Consider the following 17,780-nt stretch of genomic DNA (forward strand, 5'->3'; position numbering starts at 1 on the left):
CCATGTTCCGGCGTGTGCTGGCACGGGCCAGTGAAGATCGGCTTTTGCTTGTCCTCCTGGCTGCTCTGGTCCCCTTGCTGTGGTTTACGCCAGAGTCTGATTGGGCCCTGCATCAACTTGTCGACTGGAAAACTGTGGGTGCGCTGGCTGGGCTGATGATGCTCAGCCGCGGGCTGGAGGAGAGTGGCTATCTCGCGTACACGGGGCAGTGGCTCCTGCAGCGGGTCCGGGGAGTGCGGTTGCTGGCGATTGTTCTGGTGCTTTTCTCGGCGTGCCTCGCTGCGGTTATCACTAACGATGTGGCGTTATTCATTGTGGTGCCGCTTACCCTGAGTCTTCGTCGGATCGCCGATATTCCGGTGGGGCGGCTGGTGATATTCGAGGCGCTTGCCGTTAATGCAGGATCGGCACTCAGCCCTGTAGGCAATCCTCAGAATCTTTTTTTATGGCAGGCATCCGGAGCCGGGTTCCTGGAGTTCATGCTGATGATGGCGCCTTTGGCATTGGCGCTCACGGTGCTGCTGATCATCGTTGTTCCACTGGCTTTTTCTGGCGGGGTGATTTCAGTGTGTGGTGTGGCTGTTGATGTGCCGCGGGAGCGCGGGTTGTTCTGGGTTTCCCTGCTTTTGTATTCACCGTTTCTACTGTTGGCAGATGAGGGTTATGCCGCCTTCGCCGCAGTTGGCCTCATAGTGTTTTTTCTGGTTTACCGTAGGCGCTTGCTGGCGGGCGTGGACTGGTTGTTGCTGCTGGTTTTTGCCCTGATGTTTATCGATGTGAGCTTGTTGGCCAGGCTTCCAGTTGTTCGCGATGCGGCCGATGGTTTGCTGCAGATGCCCGGGCAGACGTTGACCGCCGCTGTGCTCGGTTCCCAGGTTATGTCCAATGTGCCTGCCGCTATTTTCCTGACGTCTTTTTCTGAGGAGTGGCGTGACCTGGCCTGGGGCGTAACGGTAGGTGGGTTCGGCCTGGCAATCGGCTCGCTGGCCAACCTGATCGCCCTTCGCTTAGCCCGACAGCCGGGCCTGTGGAGGGAGTTTCACTACTGGTCGGTCCCGGCCCTGCTGGGTGGTTGGCTCATTGCGATTGCCCTTGGTGCTCTTTAGGCGGCTCAGCAAGAGAGCTCGTTCAGGTAGAGAAAATCATTCCCTTCTTATACTTCCGTCTAGTGTCCCGCTGTGGCTCTTTCTATTTGGGTATGATTCAACCCGGTTGCGGCTTTTTCGCCGTTATAGCAAGTAGATTTATGAAGGAGCCTGTGATCATGAACGACGTTTCCATCGCCTTGCAGGACATGGCGGCCCCAGACGGGGTTTGCTACGGTTGCGGAAGTGCGCACCCTGAGGGCCTGCAGATAAAGAGTTATTGGCATGAGGACGGTGTTCACGTGGTGTGTACTCACACCCCTGACCCGAAATTCCATGGTTGGCCGGAGTTGGTTTACGGCGGTTTGCTGGCCATGTTGGTGGATTGCCACTCTAACTGGACTGCCATGGCCTATCACTACCGTGCCGAAGGCCGTGAGCCTGGCACTCTGCCGCGCATTGATTGCGTCACCGGCAAGCTGGGCCTGACTTACCTTAAGCCTACTCCCATGGGCGTGGAATTGACGCTCAAGGCCCGAGTGGAGGGTGAGGTGGGGCGCAAGAGCCGGGTGATTTGCGAGGTGTGGGCTGGTGACGTTCTTACGGTAACCGCTGACTCGATCTTTGTTCGGGTAGACACTGAGCAATTGAAATCGCAGGCTCACGGGCGGGCCTGATGAACTGGAGGTATGAATCCGGATTGGGGCGAAGGCTGGATGCTGCCCTCTTCCTGGTGGGTTGAAGTTTTCTTGCGCTCAATAAAAAGGCAGCCTGAAGAGGCCGCCTTTTTTAATCACGTATTGGCTGTGATTTACAGACCAATAACGTTCTCTGCCTGAGGACCTTTTTGGCCTTCGGTTACGCTGAATTCAACTTCCTGGCCTTCGGCCAGAGTTTTGAAACCGCCACCTTGAATCGCACTGTAGTGTACAAATACGTCCGGGCCGCTTTCACGAGTAATAAAACCAAAACCTTTTGCTTCATTGAAGAACTTAACGTTGCCAGTAATTGTCGACATAAATAGATATCCTGAAATTAATCATTAAAGTGCCGTCAAAAGATCGTTGTGATCTTTGATCAGCGATATGCGGGAAACAAAAAAACGTGCAGGATCAAAAACAGGACGAGAAGTATGTCAACTCAAAAGGTCTTATTCGTGAAATGCTTTGCTAAATCTTTCCAACAACTGAGACAGTACGCTAATTAATGGGCTGTGCATAGCGAAGTTGTAGTTTATTTTATGAATGGTTTGCAAGGTGGAGTGCAGGATGCGCCCAATGAGTAACGCGTACACCAAACAATTTTTCCCCATTTCAGCTATGATGGATGGCTCAGGTTGGCGACCAAGCCAACCGTTGACCTGGAGAACACTATGAGTAAGAAACCCGCAAAAGCGACATTAACGACTGCGATGATTGAAGAGCAAACGGCTGCTTTTTTGAAATCTGGCGGCGTTGTTGAGCAGGTTGTTAAAGGTAAGAGTGGGCAATACGCTTCTACAGGTTCGAAACAGATTAACCTTAAAACCAGCTAAAACCGCTGGCGCCGGCGGTCAGTTTGGCATTCTTGAAGTTGGAGTGTGTGTATGGAGCCAAAGGAGATGGTGGCCCAATTCATTGCCGATATTCGTGCGCAGCGGTTGGATGAGGCGAAAGACTGGCTGGCGGCGGAAGGCTTTGAATATGTGGGGCCGAACATGCGGTTCCTCAGTCGGGACGATATGCTGACTTATCAGTTTGGTATGTTTGCTATCCAGAAGGATCTGGTTCTCCGCCACCTGAGTGCTGACGGTGAACATGTGTTTGCGATTCTTGATTACCGCACCCACTTCGAACCCATCGGAGACGTGCGCCTTGCCGTGTGGTTTCGGGTTCGGGACGGTAAAATCCGGAGCGTCGAAACTTTTTACAATGCCGCAGTGGTTGAAAACATGTTGGGAGGTACTCTGCCGTCAGCGGGGTGAAGACCAAAGCACCACTCTCTGGATATCCTCCGCGCGCGTGCAGGCGGAAGCTTCGCTGGTTCTAACGACGCTTCCTGTCTGGCTTTCTTGCTTCACGTCGTCAATATCGATGATGCTGTGTCCGCCCACAACCCTTCTGTCAAAGCTCCCGTGGTCAATGGTGAAAGGTGACTCCGTTTAGAGTCTCCAGATTGATAGGGTCGGCAATTGAAATGGTTTCGTTACTGCAAATGAGTCGCATCTACGATGCGCTCAAAGTGTCAGGCTATTTTGCAGAATCAATTTTGCTTTCCGGCAAGCTTTTAGTTTCATTAAAGTTATTTTTTGGTATGCGCGTTGCTTGATCATATTTTGTCTTGTGCCTTACTTGGCGCCCACTTATAGGAAAGCAACCGATGAAACTTAAAATTGCGATTGCCAGTGCTCTGTTTGCGGCTTCAGTTCAGGCTCATGCGGTGTTGATCATCGACAACTCAACGACCGGGCGGTACAACTCAGGGCTCGGTGATCTTGCTGCTATGGATGGCCCGGGCGGCTTTCTTTTGGGGGCGGGTAGCAGTGAGGGTGACCCAACGACTGTGTTGGCGGCAGACCCCGGCTTTACCTTTACTCCGGAGTTTGGTGCGGATTGGTTGAATGGCGACTACACCGGCGGTACCTGGAGTGCTGCGGGCGCAGCTATTCCTGGCTCTTGGACGGTCAATACTGAAACCGCCATCGTTTACGACTTCTTTCTTGGTAGCCTCTCTGACCTGACCATAGACGTGGGCGTGGATAACGGCATCGTTTTGTGGCTCGACGGCACATTCCTGTTTGGCGCAACGGCTTCTGGCGGCGCCAACCTAAATGAGTACGACATTAACCTCTCGGGCATCGCCGCTGGCAATCACGCGCTGCAAATTCTCCGCGCTGACCATGGCGGAAGCACCGGCTATGCTATTGAAGTGAATGCAGAAGCTGTTCAGGTACCGGAACCGGCTACCTTGGGGCTGATTGGTCTAGGGCTGTTCGGTATGGCTTTGTCGCGCCGCAGGAAGTCCGCGACCTGAGAATGAGACAGGTGAAGGGTGCTTTGCCCGTACTGGCGAAGCACCCCGAAGCTGTTGATGAGTCCGTGCTGGCTTTTGATCAGAATAGTCGCCTTTATCGGCTCATGACTTAAATCTGTCATGACTCACGCAAAATCGTACTCACCACCTTTTTCAAGAGCCGTCTGATAAGCCGGTCTGGCGTGCACCCGATCAACCCAGGCGGTGATGTGGGGCCGGCTGCTACCAACAGTTCCCCGGGCTACGGCCGCCTCGAGCGGGAAGCTCATCTGAATATCGGCCGCGCTCAGCTTATCCCCCAAAAACCAGGTATTTTTCGCTAGGTGGGCTTCCACAAAATCCAGGTGTGTTTTGATCATCGGGCCGATGAAAATCTGGTTGGTTTTGTCGGCAATGCCTTTGGCCACGGGCTTGATGAAGAACGGCATCGGGCTGGTTTTTACTTTCTCAAATACCAGGCGCATGACCAGCGGCGGCATCAAAGAGCCTTCGGCGTAGTGCATCCAGTAGGTGTAATCCAGCCAGGCCTGGCCGCTTCCTTCGGGCCGCATGGTGTCTTTGCCGTAGGTGTGGGCGAGGTATTCGATGATGGCGCCCGATTCTGCCACCACCAGATCACCGTCGGTGATCACCGGTGATTTGCCCAGTGGGTGAACTTTTTTGAGGCTGGCAGGGGCCAGCATGGTTTCGGGGTCACGCTCATAGTGCTGGATTTCGTAGGGCACACCCAACTCTTCCAGCATCCACAGGATACGTTGTGAGCGTGAATTGTTTAGGTGGTGAAGTGTAATCATGCAGAAACTCCGTTCGCATTGGAAAATGGGCACGTCAGTAAAGTAGTCTTAAAACGGCTTTTTGGTTCACCAATAATGTGCTCTGCCGCTTTAACTGTGATTTTTTGCCGCAAAGATATGGCGTTTCAGATCCTTGATAATCTCAGGCACTTTAAACGGTAACAGGGTTCTGGCTGCTTTTATCAGGTTGATAACAACATTCATCCGCTTGTACCAGAGTACTCGGCGTATCGTTTTTTTCATGGGTTGGTAGCCCTCCTGGTAGAGTTCGTCCACCCGGTCGGCATTGTTGGTGAGGCTGTATCCACTCAGATCCAACGGCACTGCTATATCGGCGTTTTTCAGCTGTTTTCGGGTGTTGAAGTCGATACCAATATTGATGGCGTTGGTGATCACATCAAAAGTGTTGTCCGGTTTTGGGTACCGGCTGACATGGCTAAGGTCAACGGCCACGGTAATGCCAGCACCCATTTTAGCCAATGGGGATATGGGGACATTTTCGACCAACCCACCGTCGACCAAGGTCCGGCCATTGATCTCTACGGGCACAAACAAGCCAGGCACCGCCATGGATGCACAGACGACATCTGCCAGGTTTCCCTCCCGGAAGATCAGTTGCTCGCCGGTTTCGATATCCGTTGCGCAAATGGCCAGGGGAATGTTGGCATCTTCGATCCGGACATCCCCCAGGTCCCGGTGGATCATGTCGCGAATGGCGTTGGTGCTGAACAGCCCGCCACGTTCGAGAGTGAAGTTAAGGATTTTGGACAGGTTTAACGTGGAGCAGATGGACAGTATCGACTCTGCGGGGCGACCGAAGGCGTGATAGCTTGCGACCAGTGCTCCGACGCTGGTTCCTGAAATGCAATGAATGGGAATGTTCTCTTCTTCAAAGGCTTTAAGAACGCCGATGTGAGCAATACCCTTGGCGGCACCGCCACCCAGAGCCAGGCCGATGCGGGTATTAAAGGGATTGAGTTTCATGCATGAGAGCCTGATGATATTACAGATTAAAAACTTCAAATTAATGTTAACGGAGGTGGAGTATGGCGGATCTATCACTCAAGGAACAACTGAGCAACGCAGTTAAAGATGCGATGCGGAACAAGGATAAGGTTCGCTTGGTCACCTTGCGGATGGCGCAAGCCGCCGTCAAACAGATTGAAATTGATGAGCGCCGCGAACTGACGGATGACGATGTTCTGAAGGTGTTGGACAAGATGCTCAAACAACGCCGTGATGCAGCCAGTCAATACGACGATGCCGGTCGCCAGGAGTTGGGCGACAAGGAGCGGGCAGAAATGCTGATCATTGAAGAGTTTATGCCTGCTGCGTTGTCTGATGATGAACTGGACGGCCTGATTGGTGCGGCTGTCAGCGCAACCGGCGCCCAGGGTATGCAGGACATGGGTAGTGTGATGAATGAGCTGCGTCCGCAGGTAACCGGCAGGGTTGATATGGGGCACCTGAGCAAGAAAGTGCGGGTGGCGCTGGCAGGCTGATGCGAGCACCGGTCTTCGATGCCTTGAATTGAGTGCTCAGCGCACTCAGCTCCAGGAGTTAGTGACACAAATCCGCCAATATGGAGATCCGCCATGCACGTATTTATCGCAGGAGCCAATGGACAAATTGGGCAGCACTTGTTGCAGGAAATGGCAGACAGCGGTCATGAGGCGCGGGCTTTGATTCGGCACCCGGACCAGGGGCCCGACTTGCAAAAGCTGGGCGCCACAGAAACGGTACTGGGTGATCTGGAGCACGATTGCAGCGAGGCCATGAGAGGCTGCGACGCGGTTATTTTTACTGCAGGCTCCGGGCCCCATACCGGGCCGGATAAAACCATTGATGTGGATCAGAACGGTGCCATCCAGCTGGTGGATACTGCCAAGGCCATGGGTATTAAACGCTTTATTATGGTGAGCACTATGCGAGCGGAAGAGCCCGAGAAAGGGCCCGAAAAACTCCGCCATTACCTTCAGGCCAAACGGAACGCGGATGAACATCTGAAGAGCAGCGGTCTGAACTACACCATCGTGCGCCCGGGGCGGCTGACCAATGATGATGGCAGTGGCAAAGTGGAAGTGAGCACCCGGCTGGAGACGTTTGGTGAAATTCCACGTCAGGATGTTGCCCGTGTGTTGCTGGCGGTTCTGGACTCCGACAATACCGATAACCGGGTGTTTGATGTGGTGGCGGGGGGTACGCCGGTACAAGATGCGCTGGCAAGTTTGTAACCATGTCAGCTGGCAAATGAAAGCAACCGGGAGATATTGATGGGCACCTTACTGACCATTCTGGCGCTTCTGTTTCTTGCTCTCATCGTTATTATTCCGTTGGTGGAGAAGTATGCTCCAAAAGGCGAAGCCCGGGACTTCGGAAAGATCACGCGGTGGTTTATACCCTTGATGGCGCTGGCTCTAGTGCTGCAGCTGCTTCGGCATTACTTTATGTGATGTTGTTTGGTGCCGGCCTCAGAATTAAAGGGTAACGCCTATATCTCCGGCCCCGTAAGCATGCTAAAACGTCGTCGCCCAGCCGTCGCCAGTGTTTCCTGGAGTAACCGGGTATTCTTCCATTCATCAGGATCTCAGCATGTCAGACAAATTTTTCTACAAGGGTCGGCAGGACGCTCGCCAGCACCACACCGCCCACGGCGGCTTCAAGACCAAGGCCAGCCAGAAAAGTGGAAGTAAGAAGTACCCATTAACGCTGGTGGTGACCAGTGAGGCGCGCAAACAAGAGATTGAAGCCCAGGTGGCTGAGGCAGGTCTCTACGCGACTATTACAGTGGATACCCGTGAAGGCGCAGTTGAATCCATTGCCGAGCTGACCGTCATTCTGAACAAGGTTTCGACCATTACCACAACCAAAGCACCTTCCCGGAACGACCCCTGCAGTTGCGGTAGTGGCCTTAAGTTCAAGAAGTGCTGCGGCTGATGGTTTTTCGGTTAATGAGAGAATTCTAATGACTATTTGTGGTGTTGAATTGACGGGCAGTGATGCCGTGGTGTGTTTGCTGAGCCTGGACCGTGGGCAGTTCAGCCTGCCGGAGTGCAAGGTACGCAAGCTCTCTTTGAGCAAGAACCACACACGGGAGGATCTGAAACAGTTTCAGGCGGCGTTCGCGGCGTTGATGGTGGAGCATGAGGTGTCCAGTGTCGCGATCAAAGAGCGGATGCCGAAGGGTAAATTTGCCGGTGGCGCCATCAGCTTCAAGCTGGAAGCGACTATTCAGCTGATTGCCGATCCTGAGCTGGACGTAAGGCTGCTGACACCTGCGCTGATCAAATCCACCTTGGCCGCCAAACCGCTGCCCATTCCGTTCTCTGAGACCGGCCTGAAGGTATTTCAGGAAACTGCTTTTATCGCCGCGTATGTTGGTTTGATGGCGAAATAACCCGCAACCCTTTTGTTGAGTGGCACTTGGAGACGGCATGGCACAACCACCCACCGAAGCCCGGCAAAGGGCAATCCTGAAACGGCTCGAGACCTTCAGCCGTTTCACGGATAGCAGTATTGGTATTCCTTTCACACGCTTCAAGTTCGGGGTGGAAGCAATCATCGGTCTGGTTCCGGTGGTGGGCGACCTGGCGGGCCTGGTGCTGTCCGGTTACGTGCTGGTCGAGGCGCAGCGCGCTGGAGCCAGCAAGGCCGTCAAATTGAACATGCTGCGTAACATGGGAGTCGATTTTATTGGCGGGATGCTGCCGGTGGTGGGTGATGCGTTTGACGCCATTTTCAAAGCCAATACCCGTAATACGCGTTTGTTGAAGAACTACCTCGAAAAACAGCTGGAGATAGAGCCGCCTCCACCGCCATTTCCCTGGGTGACGCTGATTTGGTTGTCCATTCTTTTTGCCGTTGTGACCGGCGGACTCACACTTTTTCTGTAAGGCCTTTTTTGCGGGGCTATTTTTTTCGTCTTCGTCTATCCTGAAAGCGCTGAACTCCTACAATAACAAGACCCTGAAGGGACACAGTCATGGCTCAATACGACGTCATCATCGAAGGCGGCCGCTATTTCGACGGCACCGGAGCTCCTTCTGCTATTCGTAACCTCGCAATCAAAAATGGCCGTATCGCCAAGGTCACCGCTGCCCCCATTGCTCATACTGATGCCAAACGTGTGATCGATGCTACGGGGAAGTGGGTCACCCCGGGGTTTCTGGATACCCATACTCATTACGATGCTGAGTTGCTGGTGAGCCCGAGCCTGTCGGAGTCTGTGCGCCATGGAGTGACCACGGTGCTCGTGGGCAGTTGCTCTCTGAGCATGATTTGCAGTGATTACGAAGATGCCTCCGACATTTTTACCCGGGTGGAAACTGTTCCCCGGGAGCGTGTGCTCCCCATCCTGAAAGCCCACAAAACCTGGTCCACTCCGAAACAGTGGGTGGAGCATATAAAACAGATGCCCCTCGGCCCGAACGTGGTCAGCTTTCTGGGGCACAGTGATTTACGGGTTGGCGTGATGGGGTTGAGCCGGGCCACCGATCTTGAAATCCGGCCAACCGAAGCGGAAATGCAGGCCATGGAGACGCATCTCAAGGAAGCCCTCGATCAGGGCTTTCTGGGGCTGTCGACCATGTGTCTGAAGTGGGACAAAATCGACGGCGACCGGGAGTGGTCCAAGAGCCTGCCCAGCACCTACGCTCAGTGGGCGGAAATCGCCCGTCTGAACAAGCTGGTGCGCCAGTATAATCGGGTGCATCAGGGCGCGCCGAATGCCGCCACACCGTTGCAGATTCTTCAGTATGTGCGTGAATGCCTGGGCTGGCTGCGTCGACCGTTGAAAACCACCCTGATCAGCCAGATGGATCTCAAAGGCAGCGCCTACCTGACGAACCTCACCAAGCTGACGTCACTGTTTACCAACGCCCTGCGTGGTGATTTTCGGTGGCAGGTATTACCCACGCCGTTCACCGTTTATGCCGATGGCATTGATGTGGTCTTTTTCGAAGAGTTTGGGGCTGGTGAAATGGCTCTGGACCTGAAAGACGCTGTCGAGCGCAATGAGTTGCTGAAAGATGAGGCTTACCGCCGAAAGTTCCGAAAATTCTACGGCGAGAAGCTTAGCCCCCGGGTGTGGCAGCGGGATTTCGGCGACGCCACGATCATTGATTGTCCGGACTCATCTTTGATCGGCAAAAATTTTGAAGAGGTCGCCAGGGCTCGCAACATTCATGTGGTGGATCTGTTCCTGGATCTGGTGGTGGAGTTTGGCAAGAAAATTCGTTGGTATACCACCGTGGGTAACCATCGTAAGCAGGTGCTCAAACGCATCGTTAAAGATCCTCGCTCTCTGATCACTTTCAGCGACGCCGGTGCCCATATCCGCAATATGGCGTTCTACAACCTGCCACTGCGAATGCTGAAGCTGGTGCACGAGTCCATCGAGGAAGGCGATCCGATAATGACCATGGAGCAGGCCGTACATCGGCTTACCGGTGACCAGGCCGACTGGTTCGGCATAGACGCCGGCAAGATCCGCGAAGGTGATCGGGCTGATGTGGTAGTGCTGGACCCGGCAGGCTTTGGCCAGAACCTGGAAGCGGTGTACTGGGGCGAGATGGAAAATTTTGACTTGCAACGCCTGGTCAACCGCAACCCGGGCATTGTGAAGACGGTGCTGATTAACGGAAAGCTGGCAGTGGATGAGGAGGAGTTTTCGCCGGAGTTTGGTCGCGCTATGGGTTTTGGTGCATTTATTCCCGCCCAATAGATCTGAAACCGGGGGGCGAGGGGTTCTGCTTTCCATTTCGTAACGGCTGGCCCTGGTCTCATCCGCTAACATCTGCGATTTACTCGGCTTTGTTCGGTTCATCCGTGGTTCAATAGGTTCAATTAATGGCGAAAACGTCTTTGGTCCGCACATCCGTGCGCTGGCTCGCGCTCACATTCGCAGGCTTGATTGCGCTGTTGTTCGTGCTGATCCTGTTGTTGCGATTTGTGAATCCTCCCACATCGGCCTTCATGTTGGCTTATCAGGTCGGCAGTGCGCCCCAGCCAATACGGCATGAGTGGGTGCCGATGACCGAGATCTCGCCCTGGATGCCTCTGGCGGTGGTTGCCAGTGAAGATCAGCGGTTCCCGCACCATTTGGGGGTGGACTTTGAGGCCATCCGTAAGGCCGTATCGGAACACAAGGCGGGTGAGGGGCTTCGTGGTGCCAGTACAATCACTCAGCAAACGGCCAAGAATCTTTTTCTCTGGAATGGCCGCAGTTTTGTTCGCAAAGCCATCGAAGCCGGCCTGGCCGTGGCCATCGACGGCCTGTGGTCAAAACAGCGGGTGCTGGAGGTGTACCTGAACATTGCCGAGTTCGGCCCCGGCATCTATGGGGTGGAGGCCGCCAGTCAGGTTTACTTCGGCATTCCGGCGAGGTTTCTCTCGGAAAATCAGGCCGCCCGGTTGGCAGCGGTATTGCCAAACCCCAATGTTTTGAGTGTTACCTCGCCGACGACTTATGTGCAGGAGCGGGTAGATTGGATTCTCGGGCAGATGGATCAGCTGTCCGGGCTGCGGTATCTCGAAGGGCTTTAGTCAGTGATCAATGCAAAGCAGGGAACCGGAAATGCGATCCCCGATGCCGGTGGGGCAATATCTCACACTGGTAGGGGACAATTTTGCGCAACCATCCGGGACATGATTTGTTACCGTGCGGCCTCTTGGAGCGACCAGAGTTCTGGTCATTGATTTTGGAAAACAAATTAAGGACTTCCTGCTGTGACTACCCAATCTGAAACCTATTTGTCCCAACGCCCCCCTGTGACACCGCGCAAAATAAAGGCCGGACCACCGCTGAGCTGGATTTCAGGGTCTTTGCGGTTACTTCGCGAGAATTGGGGCGTGATTCTACCCGCCTATTTTCTGGTTATTCTGGCACCGGTTCTGGCACAAGTCGGGCTGTTCAGTACTATCTCCAGAAGTGGTTTCGGCACGATCGTCCTGATCGTAGCGGCCATCATACTCCTGACGCTGCTGCTCAATGCGGGTTTGATCGCCATGTTTCATTCGGTGGCTGAAGGTCGTCCCCGATTCTCTCAGGTGTTTGCAGGCTTCGGAGGACATTCGTTACTTCATATTCTCCTGATGGTCGTTTTGATGGCAGTGGCATCATTAGCCATGGCGGGCGTCGGCTACTGGGTATTCAGTGTTATCGATATATCGAGCTGGATGTCCGGCATGGGGCAATACGGCGGCTATATGGGACCGAGTTCCGGCGGGCAGAGCGGAATGGTTTGGGTGGTGCTTGCAGTCGTTGCCGGCTTTGCTGCTCTAACGGTGTTTTTCGCACTGTTTTGCTATGCGATTCCGTTGATTGTTGTCTCGCGCCAGGGGGCGATGAATGCCACGGTTAACAGCTTCCGTGCCAGTTTCAAGAACCTGTTCGTACTGATGTTTTTTGCAGTGAATGCGCTGGCGTTCAGCCAGCTGTTGTTTGCTCCATTCATTCTGGTCAGTGCATCAAGCGCTTCGGCGATCTTTATCACCGTGATGGCATTCCTCGTGTTGTTCGTGTCCGGAGCGGTTATTAGTGGTGCCTACTACCTGTCTTTCCGCGATATTCTGCTGGCAGACCCTCTGCCGGCAGATGAGGCAGAAGCAGGGGATGCTGCTCTGGCCTGAAGGGGCTGTTGAACAGTTTTTTATCCGCGCTCACGATTGGGCTAGTATGGGCTTTTCGCCAATCACATAGCTTCAGAGTGAGCCGGTTCCCATGCATGAAGATCCCCTGAAGTCTCTCTCCGACATGGCCAGCGATGCGCATGCCCGAATCCAGGCGGCGCATCAGTCTATCAATCCGGTGGTGGAGGTGCGCCGAGGCATGCGAGATGCCGGCATTCCTGCGGATGTGATGACGATTGACTGCCTGCGCACTCGCAGGCGTATCACGCTTATTCTCCATGATGAGCAACCCGGTGTGTTGCTCTACCAGTTTGTCACCATGGAGGACGAGGTGGGTAACGATTTCAAGCAGATGGCTCTTGCCGATATGAACGCCAGCATGCTGGTCGACTGGATGCAGGATTACTTTGGCTAAGGCTATACCTGCTGGTGCCCCTCGCCAGTGAACGGCCCCTGGCCACACTGAGACCTAGACGGCTTCAATGCAGCGGTCAGGGAGCAGCTTCCTGCAGATGCTGTTGAACGGACGTTCAATGACCTTGGGCATCGGAATGCCCAGTGGGTTGCTCTCGGCGAGAGACGGGTTGGCAATGACCCGGGTGCCCATAATGTAGTCGAACCACGGGCGGGTGACACACCAGTTGGCATCCTGGTTGGTGTTCATATGATGGTCGTAGTGCCACGGAATGGTTTTTTTGCCCCATTCCGGCTCCAGGTGCGAACGCCTGTGAACGTAAAAATAGCGCGCCGCTGCGTAATAGGTGCCCAGAGTGAAGAACGGTGCAACCGGCATGGCCAGTGAGGTAATGGCGGTCAGCTTGAGCAGTGACGTGACTTCATCCCGTGTGCGCCAGTTGTCGAGCCCCTCCTCGTACCCCTCATCCTGGTAGTCAGTGGTGCGCACGATTTTGTGGTGTTGCCAGTGGCTTTTCATGGATTTGGGGATCGGGCTGTAGCGAGGCTGGCCCGGACGAGGGGTGCCGTGCAGGATGTACTTGTGCGCGTACCATTCGAAGCCATTGGCGAAGATCAAAGCAATGGGAAAACCAATCATGGGGTCGCATCCTACGGACAGTGTAGTGCTATCCTGCCACGTGGCCGGGCAAAGCCGGTTGCTATTTTACGTCAGATTTTCCGGCCGGTTGGCGGGAATGGACATTGGTGAGCGGTTTTCGTTGGTGCCAGTCAGGGCGCCAAAGAAAACCGCTCAAGCACCGTATAAACCGACCCGTCTGGCCCGGGCGTGCTGCTAAAAAGCACGAAATCATGAACCGGCAGTCTTCCGAAGAACGTGTTTTCGTGGGCTTTCAGCAAAGTTGCAACGGAGCCTGCCTGGGCTTTGAAGCGGCTCAGGGTGATGTGGGGTTTGAAGGGGTGGTTTTCGAGCTTGAACCCGCCGTTGGTCAGCTGTGTTGCCAGGCTTTGCTGCAGTTCTTTCAGCGGTTGCTCCGGTGTTATACCGGCCCATAAGATTTTCGGGTGTTCTGGCGAACCGAAGCAACCTACGCCCCGCACGTTCAGTTCCAGCGATGAGGCGGTTACCTTCCGGGCCAGAGCAAGGGCGAGGGCGACTTGCTGCTCCTTCACCTGACCAAGAAAGGCCAGCGTCAGGTGCAACTGTTGTTCGCTCTGCCAGCGTGCTCCGCAAATCGGCGTTTGAACGCGTAGCAGGCTTGGCTTGAGCGCTTCGGGGATATCGAGCCCGAAAAACAGTTTTGGCATAAGCCCTTCAGTAACAGGAATTCGGTGAAGAGTCCGGATTGATGTCGCCTGCGACTTCTTCCGGGTCAATCCCGTGGCTGATCAGAACCTCCCGCACAAAATTCACTTGCGCCAGAATGCGATCAGCATCGTCACCGTATTCGAACCGATTCACCTCCACCGGCTGGGGCATGAAGGTAAATGCGGTTTTCAGGGCGGTGAGTGTGTCTTCGTCAGTCATTGGGCTGTTCCTCAAAAAGTCAGGTCAGTCTCGTATTTTACGATATCCCTCTTGATCAGCAATTTTCCGTCACGGACAGATGCCAGCACGGGTTGTTGTCCGAGCAATACTTCATAGGGCGTTTGCCCCTGCTGAACAATGCACCGTGCAGGCAGCCCTTTGGCGATACCATAGTCTTTCAGATCCAGTGCGGCGGCACCGTTGTCGGTAATCAGTTCCAGCGACCGTTCAATCTGGCTCATGCCCAGCATGTGGCAGGCGTGCAGGCCAACATCCAGAGTGCGCAGCATGTTGCCGTTGCCTATGGGGTACCAGGGATCGCGGATGGAATCCTGGCCGAAGGCGACTTTCAGGCCAGCGTCCAGTAGTTCGGGTACGCGGGTGAGGCCCCGGCGCTTTGGGTAGCCATCAAAACGGCCCTGCAGATGCAGGCTTTCGGTGGGCATGGACAGGAACCGCAGGCCGGATTTTTTCAGCAGGCGGAACAAGCGGCTGCAATAAGCATCGTTATAGGAACCCATGGCACAGGTGTGGCTGGCGGTTACTCTGGAGCCGTAATCCAGGCGTAAGGCTTCAGCGGCGAGCACTTCCAGGAATCGGGATTCCGGATCGTCGATTTCATCGCAGTGCACATCGACCAGCCGGTCGTGCTTGTGGGCCAGCTCCATCAGCCAGCGAACAGACTCTGCGCCATAATCCCGGGTGAATTCGAAGTGTGGGATGCCACCTACCACATCGGCGCCCAGGCGCACGGCTTCTTCCATCAGTTCACGGCCGTTCTTGAAAGACAGGATGCCTTCCTGAGGGAACGCGACAATCTGCAGATCGACGAACCCGGCGGTTTGCTCACGTACCTCGAGCATCGCTTTGAGGGCGGTCAGGCTGGGATCGGTTACGTCCACGTGGGTGCGCACATACTGGATGCCATGGGCGGCGAACAATTTGAGTGTTTGGGTGGCGCGCTTGATCACATCGTCGTGGGTGAGGGTGGATTTGCGTTCTGCCCAGCACTCAATACCTTCGAACAGGGTGCCGCTCTGGTTCCATCGTGGCTCGCCAGCGGTCATGGCGGCATCCAGGTGGATGTGGGGTTCGACAAAGGCCGGGGTGACCAGATTGCCGGTGGCGTCCAGTTCGTTGCTGCCGGCGGTGGTCAGTTCGGACAAGGCGGTGATGTCGGTGAAGCAGCCGTTGGCGATGCTAAGCTTGTGCAGTCCTTCGCGGCCGGGCAGGCGGGCATTTACGATGGCGGTCAGTTGTTCAGTCATAGTGTCTCCTGATGACGGCTCACGGGTGGTGTTGGTTTCATCAGCAGGTGAGCCAGTAGCTGTGCTTTAAAGCGCTCTGCCCGGTCGGGCTCGTCGGGCAGTGTATCGGCATCGAGGGGCTCGCGACCGGTGTGCTCAGCCCAGACAATCGCCCTGCTGATGGCTTCGGTGACTTCGACCATGGGCAGGGAATAGGGCTGTTCAAACAATGGAATGGCCAGGTCGTCGGCCAAATGGCACAAAGTATTCGGTAACTGACCAATGTACGCGTCGCCGGTCAGCATCACCAGTCCGGAAACTCCGCATTGTTTGCCCTCATACAGGCATTCGGCCAGATTCTGGGGGCTGCGATGCCGACTGATGCCCGTGACGAACACCAGTTCGCCACCTTTGACCCAATCTTTGAAGGAACGGTTCTCGGCCAGATAGGGCCAGCGCACCGGATTGTTTGCGGCGGCGGTCCCGCCGCGAAGCCGGATGGCGTTGAGCCCCGGCAGTTTGGGTACGTCCAGGCATCGAAGTACCATCAGGCAGCTCCCATAACCAGCGCACGGCGTTCACGCACGGCCTGGCTGACCACCAAAACCACGCTGTAACTAAAGGCCGCCACCAGTACGCCGACAATAGGGGCGATCCACGGCGAGGTATAGGCTGCAGCGGAACCTATGGCATAAGCCGCCAGGCCGGGCACGTTGAATGCTGGCAGTGTTGTCGTAGCCAGGTTCGGGTATTGGCGTTTGTAGCCGATAAAGTAACTGGCCATGATCACGCCGCCGATGGGCGGAATAAAGGTGCCCAGCAGTACCAGGAACGGAATCAGCCACTGATACATGCCAGCTACCGCCAGGACGGTGCCAATGGCAGCGCCAACAACGGTGACCATCTTGCGCCGACGTGTACGGATCAGGTTGCAGCCGGCTACGGCAAAGTTGTAGACGGTGTTGTCCTGAGTGGTCCAGAGGTTCAGGAACAGCATCAGGATGCCGAGGGTTGCGAGCCCTTGAGCAACCATAATGTCCACGATATCGGCCTGCTGATACACCAGTGCGCCGAAGGCGCCGATCAGGGTCATCAGGCCGTTGCCCAGAAAAAACGCCAGCAGGGTTGCGATGACCGCGGTTTTGCCGGATTTGGCGAAACGGGTCCAGTTAGTAGCCTGTGTGCCGCCGCTGACAAAGGTGCCGAACACCAGGGTGATGGCTGCGGCGACAGTCATGTCGCTGGTCGGAGTGATGGCGAGTAATCCTGTTCTTGTGGGGTAACCTGAGCAGTCATTGGGATCTCTCCGTATCATGAGTCAACGCATGAGGAGATCGCAACCTTTGTGCCATGAGGCGGTCTTTTGGGTGAAAGGACTCAGATGACGAAGCCGCTAATGTGCATTCTGCACAATGGCAGGCGCTGTGAACGTGTTATTGATTGGGTTTTGCGTTGTATTGGTGCGGTTTAATGCAGGATTCTCCGTAATGGTGCGTAATCTCTGGTTTCCTTCATAGTTTCACCTTGCCGCGGAGTGCTTTGGTTTTTCCCTTCTGGGTTTTGCTATCAACACGTCGCCGTTGGGAGCCTTTCGTAGGCTTGGTTGGGCGCCTGGCTTTCTGAAACTTTACCGCTTCCTGAATAAGTTCTCGCAGACGCGCCAAGGCATCCTCTTTATTCAGTTCGAGGGTGCGGAATGACTGCGCCTTGATCACCACAATACCGTCTTTGCTGATGCGCTGATCGGACAGTGCCATCAGGCGCTCTTTGTAAAAAGGCGGCAAGGTGGAGCGTTGAATATCGAAACGCAGGTGCACTGCTGAGGCCACTTTGTTGACGTTCTGGCCGCCGGCTCCCTGGGCACGAATCTGGGTGATTTCGATTTCCCAGTCGGCAAGTTCTACGGCATTGGAAATTTTCAGCATAATCGGGCACACGGTTGGAGTGATGTTTATCTTCGGGTTCTTGCGGGTCTCATCCTACGCAATCAATCACCCGATCAGAAGTGATGAATCAGCGGCTAGTGCTTGATTTTTAGGTATTCAGCCTCGATCTTGAAGAGAACAGATGC

At 54.9% G+C, this 17,780-nt stretch carries 24 protein-coding genes and 1 pseudogene; 15 read left to right on the plus strand and 10 right to left on the minus strand.

Features of this window, described 5'->3' with window-relative positions:
- The first annotated feature begins 2 nt into the window (after positions 1–2).
- Positions 3–1,106, plus strand: coding sequence for an SLC13 family permease (locus QPL95_RS07870; RefSeq protein WP_303290433.1), 1,104 nt, complete (start codon positions 3–5; stop codon positions 1,104–1,106).
- Between the two features lie 158 nt (positions 1,107–1,264).
- Positions 1,265–1,762 carry a PaaI family thioesterase gene (locus tag QPL95_RS07875; RefSeq protein WP_303290434.1) on the plus strand — a complete coding sequence of 166 codons (498 nt, stop codon included), beginning with the start codon at positions 1,265–1,267 and terminating at the stop codon, positions 1,760–1,762.
- A gap of 134 nt (positions 1,763–1,896) precedes the next feature.
- On the opposite strand, the gene QPL95_RS07880 is transcribed toward QPL95_RS07875, so the two are convergent.
- The gene (locus tag QPL95_RS07880) at positions 1,897–2,103 is read right to left on the minus strand and encodes a cold-shock protein (RefSeq protein ID WP_303290435.1); all 207 of its coding nucleotides are present in this window, start codon (positions 2,101–2,103) and stop codon (positions 1,897–1,899) included.
- 354 nt (positions 2,104–2,457) lie between these two features.
- Here QPL95_RS07880 and QPL95_RS07885 point away from each other — a divergent pair, with 354 nt between their 5' ends.
- The 3 genes from QPL95_RS07885 (at position 2,458) to QPL95_RS07895 (ending at position 4,097) form a co-directional block, all read left to right on the plus strand.
- Positions 2,458–2,619: a hypothetical protein gene (locus tag QPL95_RS07885; RefSeq protein WP_303290436.1), complete on the plus strand. Its 162-nt coding sequence runs from the start codon at positions 2,458–2,460 to the stop codon at positions 2,617–2,619.
- A 51-nt stretch (positions 2,620–2,670) separates the two neighbouring features.
- Positions 2,671–3,048 carry a nuclear transport factor 2 family protein gene (locus QPL95_RS07890; protein WP_303290437.1) on the plus strand — a complete coding sequence of 126 codons (378 nt, stop codon included), beginning with the start codon at positions 2,671–2,673 and terminating at the stop codon, positions 3,046–3,048.
- 395 nt (positions 3,049–3,443) lie between these two features.
- Positions 3,444–4,097: a PEP-CTERM sorting domain-containing protein gene (locus QPL95_RS07895; RefSeq protein ID WP_303290438.1), complete on the plus strand. Its 654-nt coding sequence runs from the start codon at positions 3,444–3,446 to the stop codon at positions 4,095–4,097.
- Positions 4,098–4,222: 125 nt separating this feature from the next.
- Here the strand turns inward: QPL95_RS07895 and QPL95_RS07900 are convergent, their stop codons facing one another.
- Both QPL95_RS07900 and QPL95_RS07905 read right to left on the minus strand, forming a co-directional pair.
- On the minus strand, positions 4,223–4,891 hold the full coding sequence (locus QPL95_RS07900) for a glutathione S-transferase (RefSeq protein ID WP_303290439.1): 669 nt from the start codon (positions 4,889–4,891) through the stop codon (positions 4,223–4,225).
- Between the two features lie 90 nt (positions 4,892–4,981).
- Positions 4,982–5,875, minus strand: a complete 894-nt coding sequence (locus QPL95_RS07905) for a patatin-like phospholipase family protein (RefSeq protein WP_303290440.1) — start codon at positions 5,873–5,875, stop codon at positions 4,982–4,984.
- 62 nt (positions 5,876–5,937) lie between these two features.
- On the opposite strand from QPL95_RS07905, the gene QPL95_RS07910 reads away from it, so the two are divergent.
- The 10 genes from QPL95_RS07910 to QPL95_RS07955 all read left to right on the plus strand — a co-directional run bounded on the left by QPL95_RS07910 (position 5,938) and on the right by QPL95_RS07955 (position 12,935).
- Positions 5,938–6,393, plus strand: coding sequence for a GatB/YqeY domain-containing protein (locus QPL95_RS07910; RefSeq protein ID WP_303290441.1), 456 nt, complete (start codon positions 5,938–5,940; stop codon positions 6,391–6,393).
- 93 nt (positions 6,394–6,486) lie between these two features.
- Entirely contained in the window at positions 6,487–7,125 is a 639-nt protein-coding gene (locus QPL95_RS07915; protein WP_303290442.1) for an SDR family oxidoreductase, read from the plus strand.
- A 39-nt stretch (positions 7,126–7,164) separates the two neighbouring features.
- The gene (locus tag QPL95_RS07920) at positions 7,165–7,344 is read left to right on the plus strand and encodes a hypothetical protein (protein WP_303290443.1); all 180 of its coding nucleotides are present in this window, start codon (positions 7,165–7,167) and stop codon (positions 7,342–7,344) included.
- 139 nt (positions 7,345–7,483) lie between these two features.
- Positions 7,484–7,828, plus strand: coding sequence for a PBPRA1643 family SWIM/SEC-C metal-binding motif protein (locus tag QPL95_RS07925; RefSeq protein WP_303290444.1), 345 nt, complete (start codon positions 7,484–7,486; stop codon positions 7,826–7,828).
- A 28-nt stretch (positions 7,829–7,856) separates the two neighbouring features.
- Positions 7,857–8,288: a DUF3010 family protein gene (locus QPL95_RS07930; RefSeq protein ID WP_303290445.1), complete on the plus strand. Its 432-nt coding sequence runs from the start codon at positions 7,857–7,859 to the stop codon at positions 8,286–8,288.
- A 37-nt stretch (positions 8,289–8,325) separates the two neighbouring features.
- The gene (locus QPL95_RS07935) at positions 8,326–8,784 is read left to right on the plus strand and encodes a DUF4112 domain-containing protein (RefSeq protein ID WP_303290446.1); all 459 of its coding nucleotides are present in this window, start codon (positions 8,326–8,328) and stop codon (positions 8,782–8,784) included.
- 89 nt (positions 8,785–8,873) lie between these two features.
- A complete protein-coding gene (locus tag QPL95_RS07940) occupies positions 8,874–10,613 on the plus strand; it encodes an amidohydrolase family protein (RefSeq protein WP_303290447.1) in 1,740 nt (579 codons plus the stop codon).
- Between the two features lie 125 nt (positions 10,614–10,738).
- Positions 10,739–11,434 carry a monofunctional biosynthetic peptidoglycan transglycosylase gene (gene mtgA / locus QPL95_RS07945; protein ID WP_303290448.1) on the plus strand — a complete coding sequence of 232 codons (696 nt, stop codon included), beginning with the start codon at positions 10,739–10,741 and terminating at the stop codon, positions 11,432–11,434.
- Positions 11,435–11,617: 183 nt separating this feature from the next.
- Entirely contained in the window at positions 11,618–12,520 is a 903-nt protein-coding gene (locus tag QPL95_RS07950) for a hypothetical protein (protein ID WP_303290449.1), read from the plus strand.
- Between the two features lie 91 nt (positions 12,521–12,611).
- Positions 12,612–12,935, plus strand: a complete 324-nt coding sequence (locus tag QPL95_RS07955; protein WP_303290450.1) for a hypothetical protein — start codon at positions 12,612–12,614, stop codon at positions 12,933–12,935.
- A 54-nt stretch (positions 12,936–12,989) separates the two neighbouring features.
- Here QPL95_RS07955 and QPL95_RS07960 read toward each other — a convergent pair whose 3' ends face one another.
- From QPL95_RS07960 to arfB, 7 genes and pseudogenes are all read right to left on the minus strand, one after another.
- Positions 12,990–13,574: a sterol desaturase family protein gene (locus QPL95_RS07960; RefSeq protein ID WP_303290451.1), complete on the minus strand. Its 585-nt coding sequence runs from the start codon at positions 13,572–13,574 to the stop codon at positions 12,990–12,992.
- A 131-nt stretch (positions 13,575–13,705) separates the two neighbouring features.
- Positions 13,706–14,242 (minus strand): RNA 2',3'-cyclic phosphodiesterase, encoded by a 537-nt coding sequence (gene thpR, locus QPL95_RS07965; RefSeq protein ID WP_303290452.1) that lies wholly within the window; start codon positions 14,240–14,242, stop codon positions 13,706–13,708.
- Between the two features lie 7 nt (positions 14,243–14,249).
- Positions 14,250–14,462, minus strand: coding sequence for a penicillin-binding protein (locus tag QPL95_RS07970; protein ID WP_303290453.1), 213 nt, complete (start codon positions 14,460–14,462; stop codon positions 14,250–14,252).
- Between the two features lie 11 nt (positions 14,463–14,473).
- Positions 14,474–15,730, minus strand: coding sequence for a cytosine deaminase (codA, locus tag QPL95_RS07975; RefSeq protein ID WP_303290454.1), 1,257 nt, complete (start codon positions 15,728–15,730; stop codon positions 14,474–14,476).
- Positions 15,727–16,257, minus strand: coding sequence for a PucR family transcriptional regulator ligand-binding domain-containing protein (locus QPL95_RS07980; protein WP_303290455.1), 531 nt, complete (start codon positions 16,255–16,257; stop codon positions 15,727–15,729). The genes codA and QPL95_RS07980 overlap by 4 nt, the downstream gene beginning before the upstream one ends.
- A pseudogene (locus tag QPL95_RS07985) lies at positions 16,257–16,979 on the minus strand (cytosine permease); the annotation flags it as partial. The pseudogene QPL95_RS07985 and the gene QPL95_RS07980, both read right to left, overlap by 1 nt.
- A gap of 241 nt (positions 16,980–17,220) precedes the next feature.
- Complete coding sequence (gene arfB / locus QPL95_RS07990) at positions 17,221–17,634, minus strand: alternative ribosome rescue aminoacyl-tRNA hydrolase ArfB (RefSeq protein ID WP_303290456.1); 414 nt, start codon at positions 17,632–17,634, stop codon at positions 17,221–17,223.
- Positions 17,635–17,780: the final 146 nt, after the last annotated feature.

Source organism: Marinobacter sp. SS5-14b, assembly GCF_030541005.1.
Lineage (GTDB): Bacteria > Pseudomonadota > Gammaproteobacteria > Pseudomonadales > Oleiphilaceae > Marinobacter.